Genomic DNA, 17056 nt, shown 5'->3' with positions numbered 1-17056 from the left:
GTTTTTGCGATCAGGCCGGCTGCTACGCTTTTGGAGCCGGCCCCGTCGAAGAGCGCACCACAAGCTCCGCCTTCCAGAGTTCCTGATGCGGTTCCATTTGCGCGAACTTGATCCGGTTGATCAGGCGTTGACCGACGCGCACGCCAGCGGCCCTGAGCGACGAGCGGGTGGTGGTGAGCGGCACGGAAAAATTATCCGGCTTCAGCAGCGGCAGCACGTCGTCATGGGCGATCAGCGAAATATCCCTGCCGGGTTTTAAGCCGCGCTGGTTGAGCGAGCGGATCGCGCCGAGCGCAAGCGCGGTACTGGCGCAGAGAATGGCGGTCGGCTTTTCCGGCCGGGACAGCAGCGCCTCCATACCGAGATAACCTTCCTCATCCGTCATGCTGCCATGTCTTTTATTGTTCGGGTGCAGGGTCAGGCCGTTCGCAGCCAAGGCCTTCTCCACCCCGAGACAGCGCCGATAGGTGAAATCATAACCCTCCGGGCCGTTCAGAAGCCCAATGCGCGTATGGCCAAGCTGGAGGAGAAGCTGGGTCGCATCGCGAAACGCACCCTCATTATCCACATCGAGATAGGGATAATTCTCCTCCACGCCGACGGACCTGCCATGCACGAGGAAGGGCAGGGAGAGCGACTGCATCATGGCGATACGCGCGTCGTTCTTTTTCATATAAGCGAGATAGATACCATCGACACTGCCGCTTGCCGCCAGCCCGCGCAGCGCTTCGCGTTCCTTCTCCGGCTCCGTCGGCATGATGACGAGGTGAAATCCGCTGCGCGACGCTTCTTCGCCAAGGCCGCTCAGGAATTCGCCGAAATGCACGTCGGAACGGTGGTGTTCGCCAATCGGCATGACAAGCCCGATGGAGCCGACCTTACCGGTCGCCAGCCGTTGTGCTGCGGCATTCGGGCGATATCCCGTCTTTTCGGCGGCCTCCATGACACGGCGGCGTGTCTCGGCGCTCACCTCGGGATAACCGTTGAGCGCCCTGCTGACGGTGGTCTGCGAAATGCCGAGCAGTTGCGACAACTGTTTCAGGTTCATGTCCGTATTTCCTCCATGCGCGCGCCTTGGGAAACGGCAAAAGCCTCTCCTCAGATTCCCAAAGCGCTTTAGATTTTTACCAGCCTCTGCCGCTTTTCTCAATCGAAAACGATAGCCGCCTTTCTAAATAAATATGACTATTCGCAAGGCATGGTAACCTTTCCGTAGAAACAGCCTCTTGACTCTTTCTCAATGACAATGAGATGAATAAGCAGCCAAAGCGCTTTGATTGGAAGAGGACGCTTTGAGGCTTTTATGTGATGGGAGGTAAATCACATGCGGAAGACTCTTTTGGCGACGGCGGCTTCGATGTTGCTGCTGTCGGGTGCGGCTTTTGCCGCCGACCTGAAATTCGCGCCCGGTGGGGACGCCAAGTTCAACTGGAAAAGCTACGAAGACTTCAAGGCGGCCCATGCCGACCTGAAGGGCCAGACACTGACGATTTTCGGCCCATGGCGCGGTGAGGACGAGGCGCTGTTCCAGTCGGTGCTTGCCTATTTCTCCGATGCGACCGGAGTGACCGTCCGCTATTCCTCGTCGGAAAATTACGAACAGCAGATCGTCATCGACACGCAGGCGGGTTCGCCGCCCAATATCGCCATTCTGCCGCAGCCTGGCCTTCTGGCCGATCTCGCCGCCAAGGGATTCCTTGTGCCGCTCGGCGATGACACCGCCAAATGGGTTGAGGAAAATTACGGCGCTGGCAAGTCCTGGGTCGATCTTGGCAGTTACAAGGGCAAGGACGGCAACAAGGCTTATTTTGCATTTCCCTTCAAGGCGGACGTGAAATCGCTCGTCTGGTACGTGCCTGAGAATTTCGAGGAAGCGGGCTATAAAGTCCCCGAGACCATGGAAGACCTGTTCAAGCTGACCGACCAGATCGTCGCCGATGGCGGCACGCCCTGGTGCATCGGTCTCGGCTCCGGCGGTGCGACCGGCTGGCCGGCAACCGACTGGGTGGAAGACCTGATGTTGCGCACGCAGCCGCTCGATGTTTACCAGAAGTGGACAACGAACGAGGTGAAGTTCACCGATCCGGCTGTAGTCGAAGCGATCAACGAATTCGGCAAATTCGCCAAGAACGAAAAATACGTGAGCGGTGGCGTGGCGGCTGTCGCCTCCACCGACTTCCGCGATAGCCCCAAGGGCCTCTTCGACATTCCGCCGAAGTGCTACCTGCATCATCAGGCGTCCTTCATTCCGTCCTTCTTCCCTGAGGGCACCAAGGTCGGAACGGATGCGGATTTCTTCTACATGCCGACTTACGCGTCCAAGCCTGAACTCGGCAAGCCGGTTCTCGGCGCTGGCACGCTCGTCACCGTCACCAAGGAAGCGCCTGCCGCCAAGGCATTCGTCGAATTCCTGAAAACCCCGATCGCCCATGAAGTGTGGATGGCGCAGTCCAGCTTCCTCACGCCGTATAAGGGTGTGAATGTCGACACCTATGCCAACGAGCAGATGAAGCGCCAGGGTGAAATCCTCACCACGGCGACGACCTTCGGTTTCGATGGTTCCGACCTGATGCCCGGCAAGATCGGTGCCGGCGCATTCTGGACCGGCATGATCGATTTCGTCGGCGGCAAGTCCGCCGATCAGGTCGCGGCCGATATCCAGAAGGCCTGGGACGGCCTGAAGTAAACATACCGGATCAGGCCCGGCGGCTTGCTGCTGCCGGGCCTTTACCAAAGGAACGGCCCGACGACCGCATAAATCAGCGCGGCGCGGAAAGGATCAAGGGAGGGGACCATGGCTCAACAACTCGTTTCTGCCATCGGCGTCATGGTGGCAGGGGTTTTTGCCTGCGCCGCCTATTATTGGCTATCCGACAAATTGTTGCAGGTCATCTTTCCCGTCCGCTCGGGAGACGTGCTGCAGGCATCGCGCAATCTCAACCGCCGCGCGGCGGTTCGGCCATGGCTGTTTGTTGGCCCCGCCTTGATCCTGCTTCTCGTCTATCTGGTTTATCCCGTTGTCGCGACGCTGATCCTGTCGTTTTACGACCGGACAGGCAGCGAGTTCGTCGGCCTTGCCAATTACCGCTGGGCGTTCTTCGATGCCGGTTTCCGCCAGTCGATCTTCAACAACATCCTCTGGCTCGCCGTCGTGCCGGCCGCCTGTACCTTCTTCGGCCTCGTCATCGCCGTCATGACCGACCGCATCTGGTGGGGCAATATCGCCAAATCCATCGTCTTCATGCCGATGGCGATCTCCTTCGTCGGCGCGTCCGTCATCTGGAAGTTCATCTATGAATACCGCGCCGAAGGCCAGGTGCAGATCGGTCTCTTGAACGCCATCGTCGAGTTTTTCGGCGGCAGCCCGGAGGTGTGGATTTCCATGCCTTTCTGGAACAATTTCTTCCTGATGGTCATCCTCATCTGGATTCAAACCGGTTTTGCCATGGTCATCCTGTCGGCGGCGCTGCGCGGCATCCCGGAAGAAACCATCGAGGCGGCCGTCATCGATGGCGCCAATGGCTGGCAGATTTTCTGGAAGATCATGGTTCCGCAAATCTGGGGCACGATTGCCGTCGTCTGGACGACCATCACCATTCTCGTGCTCAAGGTTTTCGACATCGTGCTGACCATGACCAACGGTCAATGGAACACCATGGTTCTCGCCAACCTCATGTTCGACTGGATGTTCCGCGGCGGCGGCGACAGTGGCCGAAGTGCTGTCATCGCGCTCATCATCATGGCGGCCGTCACCCCTATCATGGTCTGGAACATTCGCCAGGCCAATCGTGAGATGGAGGGCCGCTGAGATGAATATGATCAAACGTCTGCGCCGTGTCGGCCTGCCGCGCCTCATCGTCCATGCCAGTGTTCTGGTCGTCGTGCTGCTCTGGCTGCTACCGACGCTCGGCATTCTCGTCAGCTCGCTGCGCGACAAGGACCAGATCACCGTGTCTGGCTGGTGGACGGCCTTCTCAAGCTCCGAACAGACGGCGGCCGTTCGCCTTGCCGATGCGTCCGCGCAGAAGCAGGACGGCAGCCGCTACGTCATATCAGGCAATGTTTTCGAAAACGGGCAAGGCGGCAAGGTCGCAGCCTTCGGTGTTCGCGTGCAGGAACCGACGGCCTTCAAGGCCGGCGAAGCTGCTGACATTGGCGATGGCGAAACCCTGCTCGTCAATGAAGACGGCACTTACGAATATAGCAAAGCCTCCAGCTTCGAAGGCTCTCGCGGCAAGCGCGTCTATATTTCCGTCGCCACGCCGCCAGTCTTCACGCTCGACAATTATCGCACGGTGCTGACCTCGGAAGGCATCGGCCAATCCTTCGTCAACTCGCTGACGGTGGCGGTGCCCGCAACCGTCATCCCCATCCTCATCGCCGCCTTTGCCGCCTATGCCCTGTCGTGGATGAACTTTTCCGGCCGCAATCTGCTGATTGCCATGGTGGTGGGCCTCATCGTCGTGCCGTTACAGATGTCGCTTATCCCGCTGCTGCGGCTCTATAACGAAATCGGCACTATCTTCGGCGTGCCGTCCAAAACCTATGCCGGCATCTGGCTGGCGCATACCGCCTTTGGCCTGCCGCTCGCCATCTATCTGCTGCGCAACTATATTTCCGGCCTGCCAAAAGAGATCATCGAAAGCGCCCGTGTGGATGGTGCGAGCGATTTCGAAATCTTTGTCAAGATCATCCTGCCGCTGTCCTTCCCGGCACTCGCCTCCTTCGCCATCTTCCAGTTCCTGTGGACCTGGAACGACCTGCTCGTCGCCATGGTTTTCCTCGGTACGCAGAAGGACGAGCTGGTGCTGACCGGTGCGCTCAACGCGTTGCTCGGTTCACGCGGCGGCAATTGGGAAATCCTTACCGCCTCGGCTTTCGTCACCATCATCGTGCCGCTCGGCGTGTTCTTCGCCCTTCAACGTTATCTCGTGCGCGGCCTGCTGGCAGGCTCCGTCAAGGGAGGCTGATAATTCCATGAACGCCCATACCAAACAGGACACTTCCATGACCGCTCCGGTGACTTCCGCTTTGACGCCCAACAAGGACTGGTGGCGTGGTGCGGTTATCTATCAAATCTACCCGCGCTCCTATCAGGACTCCAATGGCGACGGCATCGGCGACCTCAAGGGCATCACCGACCGGCTGGCGCATATTGCCGGTCTCGGTGCCGACGCCATCTGGATTTCCCCCTTCTTCACCTCGCCAATGAAGGATTTCGGTTACGACGTCTCGAACTATGTCGATGTCGACCCGATGTTCGGCACGCTTGCCGATTTCGACGGCCTGATTGCCGAAGCGCACCGTCTCGGTGTTCGCGTCATGATCGATCTCGTCCTGTCGCACACCTCGGACCAGCACCCATGGTTCGTGGAAAGCCGCGCCAGCCGCAACAATGCGAAATCGGACTGGTATGTCTGGTCTGACGCCAAACCGGATGGCACGCCGCCCAACAACTGGCTGTCGATCTTCGGCGGTTCGGGCTGGCAGTGGGATCCGACCCGCATGCAATATTACATGCACAACTTCCTGACCTCACAGCCGGACCTCAACCTGCATAACGCAGAAGTCCAGGAAGAACTGCTGAACGCCACCCGCTTCTGGCTGAAGCGCGGCGTCGATGGTTTCCGCCTCGACACCATCAACTTCTATTTCCACGACCTGGAATTGCGCGACAACCCGGCGCTGGCACCCGAGCGCCGCAATGCCTCCACCGCGCCTGCGGTCAACCCCTATAACTTCCAGGAACATCTCTACGACAAGAACCGCCCTGAGAATATCGCCTTCCTGAAGCGCTTCCGCGCCGTGCTGGACGAATTCCCCGACATCGCCGCCGTCGGCGAAGTGGGCGACAGCCAGCGCGGCCTCGAAATCGTCGGCGAATATACCTCCGGCGACGACAAGATGCAGATGTGTTACGCCTTCGAATTCCTCGCACCCGATGCGCTCACCCCGCAGCGCGTTGCCGATGTGCAGGCGGATTTTGCGAAAGCCGCACCGGAAGGCTGGGCCTGCTGGGCTTTCTCCAACCACGATGTCGTGCGCCACGTCAGCCGCTGGGGCGAGCATGTCGAGGACAAGCACGCCTTCGCAAAGGTTCTCTCAGCACTTTTGATGACGCAGCGCGGCTCCGTCTGCATCTATGAGGGCGAGGAACTCGGCCTCACAGAAGCCGATATCGCTTTCGAGGATTTGCAGGACCCCTACGGCATCCAGTTCTGGCCGGAATTCAAGGGCCGCGACGGTTGTCGCACGCCGATGGTGTGGGATGCGGGCCATGCACAGGCCGGCTTCTCGACGTCGGACAAGACCTGGCTGCCCATTCCGGCCGAGCACAGGCAGAATGCCGTCAGCGCCCAGCAGGGCAACGAGGCCTCGGTGCTGGAGCACTATCGCCGCTTCCTCTCCTTCCGCAAAAAGCATCCGGCATTCGCCAAGGGCGGTATCGAATTCCAGCCGGTTGAGGGCGAGATTTCGAGCTACACCCGCACGCTCGGTAACGAAACCGTTCTTTGCCTCTTCAATCTGTCGGCGACCGCAGTAAAGGCGACACTGCCGGAAGGGAACTGGGAGGTTCTCGAAGGCCACGGCTTTGCAAGCGGCCTTGAGGGCAGAAGCATAGAACTTCCGGCATGGGGCGCTTTCTTCGCCCGTTACGCCTGACAGAATAGGGAGGAACACCCATGACAAGTCTCGTTCTCAAGGATATCCGCAAATCATACGGGCAGGTGAAGGTCCTGCACGGCATCGATCTGGAGATCGAACAGGGCGAATTCATCGTCTTCGTCGGGCCATCCGGCTGCGGAAAATCGACGTTGCTGCGCATGATCGCTGGTCTGGAGGAAATCACCGGCGGCGAGATGTTCATTGACGGTCAGCTGGTCAATGAAATCCCGCCCTCGCGCCGGGGCATTGCCATGGTGTTTCAGTCCTACGCGCTCTATCCGCATATGACGGTCTACGACAACATGGCCTTCGGTATGAAGATCGCCAGGGAAAGCCGTCAGGAGATCGACCGCCGCGTCCGTGCCGCTGCCGAAATCCTGCAACTGACGCAATATCTGGAGCGTCTGCCCAAGGCTCTGTCCGGTGGCCAACGCCAGCGCGTCGCCATCGGCCGCGCCATCTGCCGCAATCCCAAGGTCTTCCTGTTCGATGAACCGCTGTCGAACCTCGATGCGGCGCTGCGTGTCGCCACACGCATCGAAATCGCCAAGCTCAACGAGCAGATGGCCGAAACGACGATGATCTACGTCACCCACGATCAGGTGGAGGCGATGACGCTGGCGGACCGCATCGTCGTGTTGAATGCCGGCCGGGTGGAACAGGTCGGCCCGCCGCTGGAGCTTTACGAAAGGCCGGCCAATCTCTTCGTGGCCCGCTTCATTGGCTCGCCCGCCATGAACATCATTGCGGCAAAGATTGCCGGAACCGGTGAACGCACCTCGATCGAACTGGCTGGAGGCAAGACACTCGCCGTCACTGTTCCGACGCCCGCAACCGAGCAAGGCAAGGCCGCGAGCTTCGGTGTCCGGCCGGAAGATCTGAGCATCGTCACCGGCGATGACTATCTTTTCGAAGGCAAGGTCTCGATCGTCGAGGCTCTGGGCGAAGTGACGCTGCTCTATCTTGAGGCTCCGAAGGGGCAGGAGCCGATCATCGTCAAGATACCGGGCATCCTTACTGTCTCAAAGGGCGAAACCCTGCGGTTTGCAGCACCGCAGGAAAAGCTCCATCTCTTCGACGCCGAAGGCAAGACCTACCGCCCATAATCGCTGGCGATATCTACAGACATGCCCCGGAACCTTACCGTTCCGGGGCTTTTTTGTGAGTTTTTGCCACTGTGGAAAAACATAGGGAATGTCCCGCTTCCGGTCTGTTTGAGACAAGTCTGATATGAATTGTTAAAGACTATGGCCTAGTCTTGATCTCTCAAGAGAGCATGGGAGTCCGGGACGTGCAGAGCAGTGCGGGTGTCATCAGGAACAATTACCTGAGCAAGGAAGAATCCTTCATGTACGACCGCGAAGGCCGGTTTCGCATGGAAGACACCATGAATGCGGCGCGCATCGAATATACCGAAAAAGCCGTCATGCACATGGCGGCGCGGCGCTGCGATGTCATCCGCATCTCCCAGACCGAAGCGGTGCTGGCGCTGCTGACCAAATACAGTCTGCCGAACCAGTTCTATCTCGATATTCCCGACGCCCGCATCACCAAGATCGGCTGCGTGATGTTGCGCGTCAACGCCAACAACACCATCCACGTCCGCTTCCTGCGCATGTTGACGCAGAAGGAACTGGACCGCGTTTTCGTGTTCAGCACGCACCCAGGGCACAAAGACCGGAAGCTCGATATCCGGTCTTTCTGAGATATCCAGAGCTGTCGAGGGGATTTAAGAAAGCCCGCCCAGAACCGTCTGCTTCAGCTTCACTTCAGGCACTTCGGTGAAGGCGAGATCGCTGCGGCCGAAATAGGATTTCTGGTTGGTGGCTGACCAGTCGTTGCAGACCAGCTTGTAGCGTTGTTTCGTTTCCGGCTTTTCCGGCATGGCGTAGAGATAGTCGCCGGTGCGCGCAGCAAGCGGAATGTCGCCATCCTGGTTGCAACGCTCAAGGATTTGCGTCAGCGCTTCGCCATCCACTTCCGTCACCATCAGCTTGCCGTCGAAACGCAGCGAGGCGTTGAAATCGTAGCGGCGAATATCGCCCTGCGGCAGACCGGCGCCGAGCGACGTATGGCCGATGAAACCGACATCCGCGCCAGTTTTCGCAGCGATAAGCTGCGCCACATGGCGGCCGGCCTCATCCACGGTCATTGCCTTGGCGGATTTACCGACAACCACCTGTTCTTCTGCCGTCAGTTGCTTTTCGAGCGTCTGTTCGATCAGGTTTTTGAGGGCCGGGGAGGCGGGAGCGTCGCTATCGATCGCGATCGTTTCGATGGCTGGAGCCTTGCCGGGGGTGGTGATGGTCGCAACCGTCATCGAGGTGCACCATGAGCCGGTATGGACATAACGCGTGGCACCCTGTTCATGCACGAAGTTCAGGTGATCGTGACCGCCGACCAGCAGCGTGCCATCCGGCAGCAGCGGCAGAATATCGCGGTCGGCAACGACGCCGGCATGGCTCAAGACGATGTTGATAGCGCCCGACTTAACGATGCCAGGCAGATTGGCCTTCGCCCATTCCACCGGCTGCGGAATGTCGAGCATTTCGCGTGTCGCCTTCGGATAGGTGTTGATCGCATTGGTGGCGAGACCTGCCACGACGACCTGCCGTCCACCGACGCTCACCTCGGCACTGGCAGGTGCATAAGGCTTTCCGCTACGCTTGTCGACGATGTTGGAAAGCACGGTGATACCCAGTGCCTGGGCGCGGCTGACGAAATTGGCAAGATCGTTGTCGATATCGGGTTCATGATTGCCGATATTGATGACGGTGGGAGCGAGCTTGGCGAGTGCGGCCAGGAAGGTCCACTCGATTTCGCCGGCCGAACGGGTGGCCACGGCGTTGCCGAGTTCGAACAGGTCGCCATTCAAGAGAATGATGTGCGGTGTCTTATCGGCAGCGATGCGCGTTTCGATGGCCGCGAGAAGCTGGCCGATGCGTTCATAGGCCGAATGCAGATCGGAGATGACGATGGCGCGCAGGGCCACGTCCTGCGCCAACACTGGCGTCGCCAACGCAATCAGCGGCAGCACGGCGGTGCCGGCCATAAGCTTCAGCACATCGCGGCGTTTGCTTGAGAAAATCGTCATGTCCTGGCCCCATCATCCGAAACTGCACCGTCGTCCCACGGTTGCTCGAGAAGGCCCTATAGGGCGATCATCACAGCCGCATGACAAGTGTGACTTTTAAGAAATGGGAAATAAAGCTGTTTCTGCGCCGGATTATCGGGGGCGAGAAAGTGCGGTGAAATGATACCGCAAAGCAGGGTTGAGAGGCGAAAGCCGTATCGGCCTTCGCCTCTCAAAAAATCAATGGAAGAGCACGCTGGCGCCCTGATCGGCCGGGCCGGCATTGCGGCGGAAGGGGGCGAAAAGCTCGCGGCCCATGCCCCATTCATTGCCGGAAAGATCGGCACGCGCCGGTTCGCGTTTGGCCAGTTCAGCGGCGGAAACCAGCACTTCCAGCGTTCCGGAAATGGCATCGAGACGGATGATGTCGCCATCGCGGATGAGCGAGATCGGGCCGCAATCGGAAGCTTCCGGCGTAACGTGGATGGCGGCCGGCACCTTGCCTGATGCGCCGGACATGCGCCCATCCGTCACCAGCGCCACCTTGAAACCGCGATCCTGCAACACGCCGAGCGGCGGCGTCAGGCGGTGCAGTTCCGGCATGCCATTGGCCTTCGGCCCCTGGAAGCGGACGACGGCGATGAAGTCGCGGTTGAGCTTGCCGTCCTTGAAGGCATCCTGAAGTGCCTGCTGGTCATCGAAGACGATAGCGGGCGCTTCGATAATGTGGCGTTCCGGCTTGACGGCAGAAATCTTGATGACCGATTTGCCGAGATTGCCCGTCAGCATCTTCAGGCCGCCGGTCGGCTGGAACGGCGTTTCGATGCTGGAAAGCACCTTCGGGTCGTGGCTCTGCTCGGGGGAGGGCTGACGCGCGACCGCACCCTTTTCGTCCAGCATGGCATCCACGGTATAGGCTGCGAGACCCTGTCCGAAGACGGTGCGCACGTCGTCATGCACAAAGCCCTGTTTCAGAAGCTGCTTGATGAGGAAGCCCATGCCGCCGGCGGCGTGGAAGTGGTTCACATCGGCAAGGCCGTTGGGGTAGACGCGGGCGAGCAACGGCACGATATCCGAGAGATCGGAAATATCCTGCCAGGTGAGAATGATGCCTGCGGCGCGCGCCATGGCGATCAGGTGCATGGTGTGATTGGTGGAACCACCCGTCGCATGCAGGCCGACGACGCCGTTGACGACCGACCGTTCATCGATCATTTCGCCAGCGGGCGTGAATTCATTGCCCTGCGCGGTGATGGCGAGCGCCCGCTTGGTCGCTTCGCGCGTCAGCGCATCACGCAGCGGTGTGCCGGGGTTGATGAAAGACGAGCCGGGCATATGGAAGCCCATGATCTCCATCAGCATCTGGTTTGAATTGGCGGTGCCGTAGAAGGTGCAGGTGCCGGGGCCGTGATAGGATTTCGATTCCGCTTCCAGAAGCTCCTCGCGGCCAACCTTGCCTTCGGCATAAAGCTGGCGGATGCGGGATTTCTCGTCATTCGGCAGGCCTGATGTCATCGGACCGGCGGGAACGAAGACGGCGGGCAGGTGACCGAAGGCGAGTGCCGCGATCACGAGGCCGGGCACGATCTTGTCGCAGACACCGAGATAGACGGCGGCGTCGAACATGTTGTGCGACAGGCCGATGCCGGCAGCCATAGCGATGGCATCGCGGGAAAACAGCGACAGCTCCATGCCGGGCTGGCCTTGTGTCACGCCATCACACATGGCCGGAACGGCACCTGCCACCTGGGCTATGCCGCCAGCTTCTTTGGCCGCATCACGGATGATCGCGGGAAAGATCTCATAAGGCTGATGCGCGGAGAGCATATCGTTATAGGCGGTGATGATGCCGAGATTGGGAACCCGGTCGCCGGCAAGGATGTCCTTGTCGGCGGGGGAACAGACCGCAAACCCATGTGCGAGGTTGCCGCAAGACAGAACGGAACGGTGAACGCCTTTTGAGACCTGCAGCCGCAACCGCTCGAGATAGGTCTCGCGGTAGGGCTTGGAACGTTCGACGATGCGGGCGGTGATGGCCTGAATGCGGGAATCGGCGGACATGGGCGTTCATCCTGTTCGTTGGTCGGCAACCGGCGTTCCGGGAGGTGAACGGCCGGTTGTCGTGTTTCTGTCTTCATGTCTTCGGGCGTTTTCGCGGGCCGCGGTTACGGCAGCCGCGTTGGCTTATGGCGCCCAGTATATGTCGACGGGCGTTTCTGCCCGGTTCAGCACGGCGCGGATCGGCATTTCGTCCTCATCCTCACCCGACTGCGCTTTTTCAAGCGTCGCTTTCTTGGCCGCACCTTCGATATGCAACACCAGAAAATCGGCGTCATGCAGGCTTGAGAAGTTGAACGTCAGCCGCTCCTCACCCGCATTTTCCGCCGCCATGGTCAAAACACCACGCGGTTCGTCGAGGTCGAGCGCCTCATAGAGATTGTCTCCGCCGGGGAAGAACGATGCCGTGTGGCCATCCGTTCCCATACCCAGAATGACAACGTCGAAAGGATCGCAGATCGCCTCGGTCTTGACGGTCGCGAGCGTTGCCGCATCCTCCGGCGAGGCCGCCGGCTGGAACAGCGGCACGAAATAGGCCGCCTTTGCCTTGTCCTGCAACAGGTTATCGGCAACGAGGCGATGGTTCGAACGGTCGCTTTCCGGCGGCACGAAACGTTCGTCCACCAGCGTCACGCTGATATTGGGCCAGTCGAGATCGTGTTTGGAAAGCGCCTGAAAGAACAGCTTGGGCGTCGAGCCGCCGGAAACGGCGATGCTCGCCGTGCCGCGCTCCTGCGTTGCGGCCGAAAGGCGGCTGGCAACTTCAGTTGCCAGCGCGGAGGCGAGCTCAGTGGCGCTGTCGAAGACATGCAATGTCTCACTCATCTCCGTCATCCTCAATCTCCATCGTGCCAGGTGCGGCCGTCACGCTCGATGAGCGCGATCGAGCCGCTCGGACCCCAGGTGCCGGCAGTATAACCCTGCACGCCCTGCGCCAGATCTTCCCAGCTCTTGAGAATGGGGTCGACCCAGTCCCATGCCGCTTCCACTTCGTCGCGGCGCATGAACAGCGTCTGGTTGGAGCGGATAGTGTCCATCAACAGCCGCTCATAGGCATCGGGGCTGCGCACGTTAAAGGCTTCGGCAAAGCTCATATCCAGCGACACCTGACGCAGGCGCATGCCGCCCGGGCCGGGGTCCTTGATGAGGAGCGACTGCTTGACGCCTTCATCCGGCTGCAGGCGAATGACCAGCTTGTTGGCCTCGATCTTGCCGGCCGCATCGTCGAAGATCGAATGCGGGATCTGCTTGAAGGTGACGACGATTTCCGAAACGCGGGTCGCAAGGCGTTTGCCGGTGCGGATGTAGAAGGGCACGCCGGCCCAGCGCCAGTTGGCGATTTCGGCCTTGATGGCGACAAAGGTTTCGGTGTTGGAAACGCCGCCTTCCAGCTCTTCCAGATAGCCCTTCACCGGACCACCGGCGGAAGCGCCGGCGCGGTACTGGCCACGAACGGTCAGCTTTTCGACATTGCTGGTGTCGATGGGCTTCAGCGAACGCAGAACCTTGAGCTTTTCATCACGCACGGCTTCCGATTTCATCGAAGCGGGCGGCTCCATGGCCACGAGGCAAAGCAGCTGAAGGATATGGTTCTGCACCATGTCACGCAGCGCGCCGGCCTTGTCGTAATAACCCGCACGGCCTTCAAGACCGACGGCTTCCGCAACCGTGATCTGCACATGGTCGATGTGGGCGGAATTCCACAGCGGCTCGTAAAGCGCGTTGGCGAAGCGCAGCGCCATCAGGTTCTGCACTGTCTCCTTGCCGAGATAGTGGTCGATGCGGAAGATCTGCTCTTCCTTGAAGACGTGGCCGATGGTGTCGTTCAGTTCCTGCGCCGAAGCAAGGTCACGGCCGATCGGCTTTTCGACGACGATGCGGGTCGAGCGGGTGATCAGCTTGTGTTCGCGGATCCTGTCGGCAATGTCGCCAAAAATGCCCGGCGCGACGGCCAGATAGAATGCGCGTATGCGCTCTTTGCCCTCATCGAGCAGCTTCTTCAGCACGTCCCAGCCATTGCTGCCCTTGGCATCAACAGGCACATAAAAAAGCCGGTTGAGGAACAGCGTGACCTGCGCGTCGTCATATTCGCCGGCCTTCAGGTGCTCCTTCAGCGCGTCCTGCGCGAATTTGCGATATTCCTCATGGCTCATGACCGAACGCGACGCACCGATGATGCGGGTCGGCTCCGTGAACTGGCCTTCGACCTGCCGGTGATAAAGGGCCGGCAGAAGCTTGCGCTCGGCAAGATCGCCCGTGCCGCCGAAAACGACACAATCAAAAGGTTCAACAGGAATGATCTGACTGCTCATATCGATTCTCTCGATCTTCAAAGGTTGGGGCATCAATAATCTAATCGATTTAAAAATGCCAGACTCAGTTATGTGAAATTATGAATTTTGGCTTTTTTCACCCGTTCTGTTTCGGTAACCGGCTGTAAACATTATCCTAAAACCTGTCTCGCAATGCGTACCATGACAATGCCAGAAAAAGCAGCGGCGCACGAAGCGATGCCCCGCCGGGGAAGGATGGCACCTTCAGCCGCGCGAAGGGCGCCAGCATGTCCTGTCTGCCGAGAACGAGATCGGCATAGAGCTTGCCGCAATAATTCGACAGCATCACCCCATGGCCGGAATAACCGCCGATGGAGGTGACGCCCGGCATGACTTCGCGCACGAACACTTGCCGCGGCAGGGTGATGCCGACGGAGCCGCCCCAGGAATGGGTGATGTCGATATCCTTCAGCGCCGGATAGATTTCAGCGATTTGTCTGCGAATATGACTGGAAATGTCACGCGGCGTATCGGCGGTATAGGCCTCGCGTCCGCCGAACAGCAGCCGGTTGTCGGCCGTCTTGCGGAAGTATCGCACCACGAAACGCGAATCCGCTACGGCTTCCTTGCCGGGAATAATGTCGGGAAAAGCGTCGAGCGGCGCTGTCGCACCGATGAAGGAGCGGATGGGCATGATATGGGCGGCCGTCACCGGTTCCAGATTGCCGATATAGGCATTGGTCGCAATCAGCACCTTTGTCGCGGTAAGCGTGCCGAAGGGCGTTTCGATGATGGTCTTGCCACCGGATTGGCGGATGGATTTCGCCGGCGTCATTTCGTAAATGCCGGCACCCGCAGCTTTCGCCGCCTTTGCCAACCCGACCAGCAGCTTCAGCGGATGGATATGGCCGGTGCCGGTATCACGCGTGCCGCCAAAATAATGGGTAGAGCCGACGCTTTTGCGCGCTTCGCCGCGTTCCATGTAGGAAATATGCGGGTAGCCGTAGCGATTGTTCATCGCATCGACGCTTTTGCGGTAATCGTCCTCATAAGCGGCCTTGTGCGCCACATAGAGCTGCCCCGGCAGATATTCCATGTCGATGCCGCGATTGCTCGCGAAGTCGCGCACGTAATTTTTGGCGTTCTCGGCAATGTCGAACAGCAGTTTCGATTGCTCGAAGCCGATCTGTTCCTCCATCTCGTCGGGAAAAGAACGCTGGCCGGTGCCGAACTGGCCGCCATTGCGGCCCGACGCGCCATCGCCGAAACGATGCGCCTCTATGAGGGCGACCGAGACGCCGTTTTCGGCGAGGTTACACGCGGCTTGAAGGCCGGTATAACCGCCGCCGATGATCGCGACATCCACCTGTTTCGAGTCGTCGAGCGCGGAATAGTCCGGCCGCTCGCCGACGCTTGCCTGATACCAGGAAATTCCGGGCGCAATCGGGCTTTGCCATGTCATGCTCGGGATACCTCACACGTTGAGAAGCAGGAATTCCCGCTCCCACGGGCTGATAACCTGCATGAAGGTTTCGAACTCCCCGCGTTTCAGGCCGGCATAAAGGCCGACGAATTCATGGCCGAACACCCGGTCGAACTGCTCTTCGCCTTCCAGCAGCGCCACGGCCTCCAAAAGCCCGCGCGGCAGGTCGATGGAGCCTTCGTTGGCCGTCTCGGCGGTCGGTTCGGTCGGTTCGATATTGTTGACGATGCCAAGCCAGCCGCAGCCAAGCGACGCAGCAAGAGCGAGATACGGATTGGCGTCGGAGCTCGGCAGGCGGTTTTCGACGCGCCGCGCCTGCGGGCTGGAAATCGGCACCCGGAAGGCGGTCGTGCGATTATCGTAGCCCCAGGCATTGTTGACCGGGCAGGCCATGTCGGGCGTCAGGCGGCGATAGGAATTCACGTAAGGCGCGAGCATGACCAGTGCGTTGGGAACGTAACGCTGCATGCCGCCCACGAAGGAGAAGAACTCCTTGGAGGGGCCGCCATCCTTGTTCGAGAAAATATTGCGGCCGCTATCGATCTCCACCACCGACTGATGGATATGCATGGCCGAACCCGGCTGTCCCTGCATCGGCTTGGCCATGAAGGTGGCATAGATACCGTGCTTCAGCGCCGCCTCGCGGATGGTGCGCTTGAACAGGAAAACCTGGTCGGCAAGCTCGATGGGATCGCCATGACGCAGGTTGATTTCCAGCTGCGCCGGGCCTTCCTCGTGGATCAGCGTGTCGATCTCGAGACCCTGTTTTTCCGAGAAATGATAGATGTCGTCGATCAACTCGTCGAACTCGTTGATGCCGGCGATGGAATAACTCTGCCCGCCGACGATGGAGCGGCCTGAACGGCCCTTCGGCGGATGCAGCGGATAATCCGGATCGTCATTCACCGCGACGAGGTAAAATTCGATTTCCGGCGCCACGACCGGCTTCCAGCCCTTTTCGGTATAAAGCGAAACCACATTCTTGAGCACGTTGCGCGGCGTGTAGGGAACGGAATTGCCCTCGGCATCCACCACGTCGCAGATCACCTGCGCGGTCGGGTCGCTCTCCCACGGCACGACGGACAGCGTGGAAAGATCAGGCACCAGCTTCAGGTCGCTGTCGCGCGGCTCATAGCGGAAATTCGCGGTCTCATCGGGATATTCACCTGATATCGTATGGCGGTAGAGCGCAGACGGCAGCGCAAGCGATGTATCGCCCGTGAACTTCGCCGTCGGCATCATCTTGCCGCGCGCCACGCCGGCAAGGTCGGGGGTGATGCATTCTATATCCTCGATCCCGCGTGCTCTCAGCCATTGCGCGGCTTCGCGCCAGGTGGAGACGCCACGGGTGGAAGAAAGGTCGAGGGGAGGTGTCTTTGCCATGGTTGCCTGTTTTTTCGGGCGGAGCATGGTTTTCTTGGGGGGCATGTATCACCGGGTCTGTGTTTCGACTGGCGCCATCATAACGGTAGTTTGGCAATTGGCGAGGGGGAAAGCGCCATT

At 59.7% G+C, this 17056-nt stretch carries 13 protein-coding genes; 6 read left to right on the top strand and 7 right to left on the bottom strand.

All coding sequences use genetic code 11. The features are described 5' to 3' along the window. Positions 1–22 precede the first annotated feature (22 nt). Positions 23–1048, bottom strand: a complete 1026-nt coding sequence (locus FCH38_RS05505; protein WP_174373083.1) for a LacI family DNA-binding transcriptional regulator — start codon at positions 1046–1048, stop codon at positions 23–25. A 276-nt stretch (positions 1049–1324) separates the two neighbouring features. Between FCH38_RS05505 and FCH38_RS05500 the strand changes: the two genes are divergently transcribed. The 6 genes from FCH38_RS05500 to FCH38_RS05475 all read left to right on the top strand — a co-directional run bounded on the left by FCH38_RS05500 (position 1325) and on the right by FCH38_RS05475 (position 8371). Then, positions 1325–2686, top strand: coding sequence for an ABC transporter substrate-binding protein (locus tag FCH38_RS05500; protein ID WP_174373082.1), 1362 nt, complete (start codon positions 1325–1327; stop codon positions 2684–2686). Between the two features lie 108 nt (positions 2687–2794). After that, positions 2795–3808, top strand: coding sequence for a carbohydrate ABC transporter permease (locus FCH38_RS05495; RefSeq protein WP_174373081.1), 1014 nt, complete (start codon positions 2795–2797; stop codon positions 3806–3808). Position 3809: 1 nt separating this feature from the next. Next, a complete protein-coding gene (locus tag FCH38_RS05490) occupies positions 3810–4970 on the top strand; it encodes a carbohydrate ABC transporter permease (protein ID WP_174373080.1) in 1161 nt (386 codons plus the stop codon). A 37-nt stretch (positions 4971–5007) separates the two neighbouring features. After that, entirely contained in the window at positions 5008–6663 is a 1656-nt protein-coding gene (locus FCH38_RS05485; RefSeq protein WP_174373079.1) for an alpha-glucosidase family protein, read from the top strand. Between the two features lie 20 nt (positions 6664–6683). Further along, on the top strand, positions 6684–7772 hold the full coding sequence (locus FCH38_RS05480) for an ABC transporter ATP-binding protein (RefSeq protein ID WP_174373078.1): 1089 nt from the start codon (positions 6684–6686) through the stop codon (positions 7770–7772). A gap of 242 nt (positions 7773–8014) precedes the next feature. Then, positions 8015–8371, top strand: coding sequence for a hypothetical protein (locus tag FCH38_RS05475; protein ID WP_174373143.1), 357 nt, complete (start codon positions 8015–8017; stop codon positions 8369–8371). Between the two features lie 24 nt (positions 8372–8395). Here FCH38_RS05475 and FCH38_RS05470 read toward each other — a convergent pair whose 3' ends face one another. From FCH38_RS05470 to FCH38_RS05445, 6 genes are all read right to left on the bottom strand, one after another. Further along, the gene (locus FCH38_RS05470; protein WP_174373077.1) at positions 8396–9760 is read right to left on the bottom strand and encodes a metallophosphoesterase; all 1365 of its coding nucleotides are present in this window, start codon (positions 9758–9760) and stop codon (positions 8396–8398) included. 219 nt (positions 9761–9979) lie between these two features. After that, positions 9980–11800, bottom strand: a complete 1821-nt coding sequence (gene edd / locus FCH38_RS05465; protein WP_149898595.1) for a phosphogluconate dehydratase — start codon at positions 11798–11800, stop codon at positions 9980–9982. A gap of 123 nt (positions 11801–11923) precedes the next feature. After that, on the bottom strand, positions 11924–12622 hold the full coding sequence (pgl, locus tag FCH38_RS05460) for a 6-phosphogluconolactonase (RefSeq protein WP_174373076.1): 699 nt from the start codon (positions 12620–12622) through the stop codon (positions 11924–11926). An 11-nt stretch (positions 12623–12633) separates the two neighbouring features. Next, positions 12634–14109 (bottom strand): glucose-6-phosphate dehydrogenase, encoded by a 1476-nt coding sequence (gene zwf / locus FCH38_RS05455; RefSeq protein WP_149898597.1) that lies wholly within the window; start codon positions 14107–14109, stop codon positions 12634–12636. Between the two features lie 136 nt (positions 14110–14245). Beyond that, a complete protein-coding gene (locus FCH38_RS05450) occupies positions 14246–15532 on the bottom strand; it encodes an NAD(P)/FAD-dependent oxidoreductase (protein ID WP_174373075.1) in 1287 nt (428 codons plus the stop codon). Positions 15533–15544: 12 nt separating this feature from the next. Continuing rightward, positions 15545–16981 (bottom strand): glutamine synthetase family protein, encoded by a 1437-nt coding sequence (locus tag FCH38_RS05445; protein WP_149898599.1) that lies wholly within the window; start codon positions 16979–16981, stop codon positions 15545–15547. Between the last annotated feature and the right edge of the window lie 75 nt (positions 16982–17056).

This window comes from Agrobacterium tumefaciens (assembly GCF_013337285.1).
GTDB classification, from domain to species: Bacteria; Pseudomonadota; Alphaproteobacteria; order Rhizobiales; family Rhizobiaceae; genus Agrobacterium; species Agrobacterium burrii.
Note: the sequence above shows the minus strand (reverse complement) of the source record. Positions and strands in the feature narration are given on the sequence as shown.

Coding starts and splice junctions, on each gene's coding strand:
- FCH38_RS05480 (WP_174373078.1), top strand. CDS start 6,684: ATGACAAGTCTCGTTCTCAAGGATATCCGCAAATCATACGGGCAGGTG.
- pgl (WP_174373076.1), bottom strand. CDS start 12,622: ATGAGTGAGACATTGCATGTCTTCGACAGCGCCACTGAGCTCGCCTCC.
- edd (WP_149898595.1), bottom strand. CDS start 11,800: ATGTCCGCCGATTCCCGCATTCAGGCCATCACCGCCCGCATCGTCGAA.
- FCH38_RS05470 (WP_174373077.1), bottom strand. CDS start 9,760: ATGACGATTTTCTCAAGCAAACGCCGCGATGTGCTGAAGCTTATGGCC.
- FCH38_RS05505 (WP_174373083.1), bottom strand. CDS start 1,048: ATGAACCTGAAACAGTTGTCGCAACTGCTCGGCATTTCGCAGACCACC.
- FCH38_RS05500 (WP_174373082.1), top strand. CDS start 1,325: ATGCGGAAGACTCTTTTGGCGACGGCGGCTTCGATGTTGCTGCTGTCG.
- FCH38_RS05490 (WP_174373080.1), top strand. CDS start 3,810: ATGAATATGATCAAACGTCTGCGCCGTGTCGGCCTGCCGCGCCTCATC.
- FCH38_RS05485 (WP_174373079.1), top strand. CDS start 5,008: ATGACCGCTCCGGTGACTTCCGCTTTGACGCCCAACAAGGACTGGTGG.
- FCH38_RS05475 (WP_174373143.1), top strand. CDS start 8,015: ATGTACGACCGCGAAGGCCGGTTTCGCATGGAAGACACCATGAATGCG.
- FCH38_RS05450 (WP_174373075.1), bottom strand. CDS start 15,532: ATGACATGGCAAAGCCCGATTGCGCCCGGAATTTCCTGGTATCAGGCA.
- zwf (WP_149898597.1), bottom strand. CDS start 14,109: ATGAGCAGTCAGATCATTCCTGTTGAACCTTTTGATTGTGTCGTTTTC.
- FCH38_RS05445 (WP_149898599.1), bottom strand. CDS start 16,981: ATGCCCCCCAAGAAAACCATGCTCCGCCCGAAAAAACAGGCAACCATG.
- FCH38_RS05495 (WP_174373081.1), top strand. CDS start 2,795: ATGGCTCAACAACTCGTTTCTGCCATCGGCGTCATGGTGGCAGGGGTT.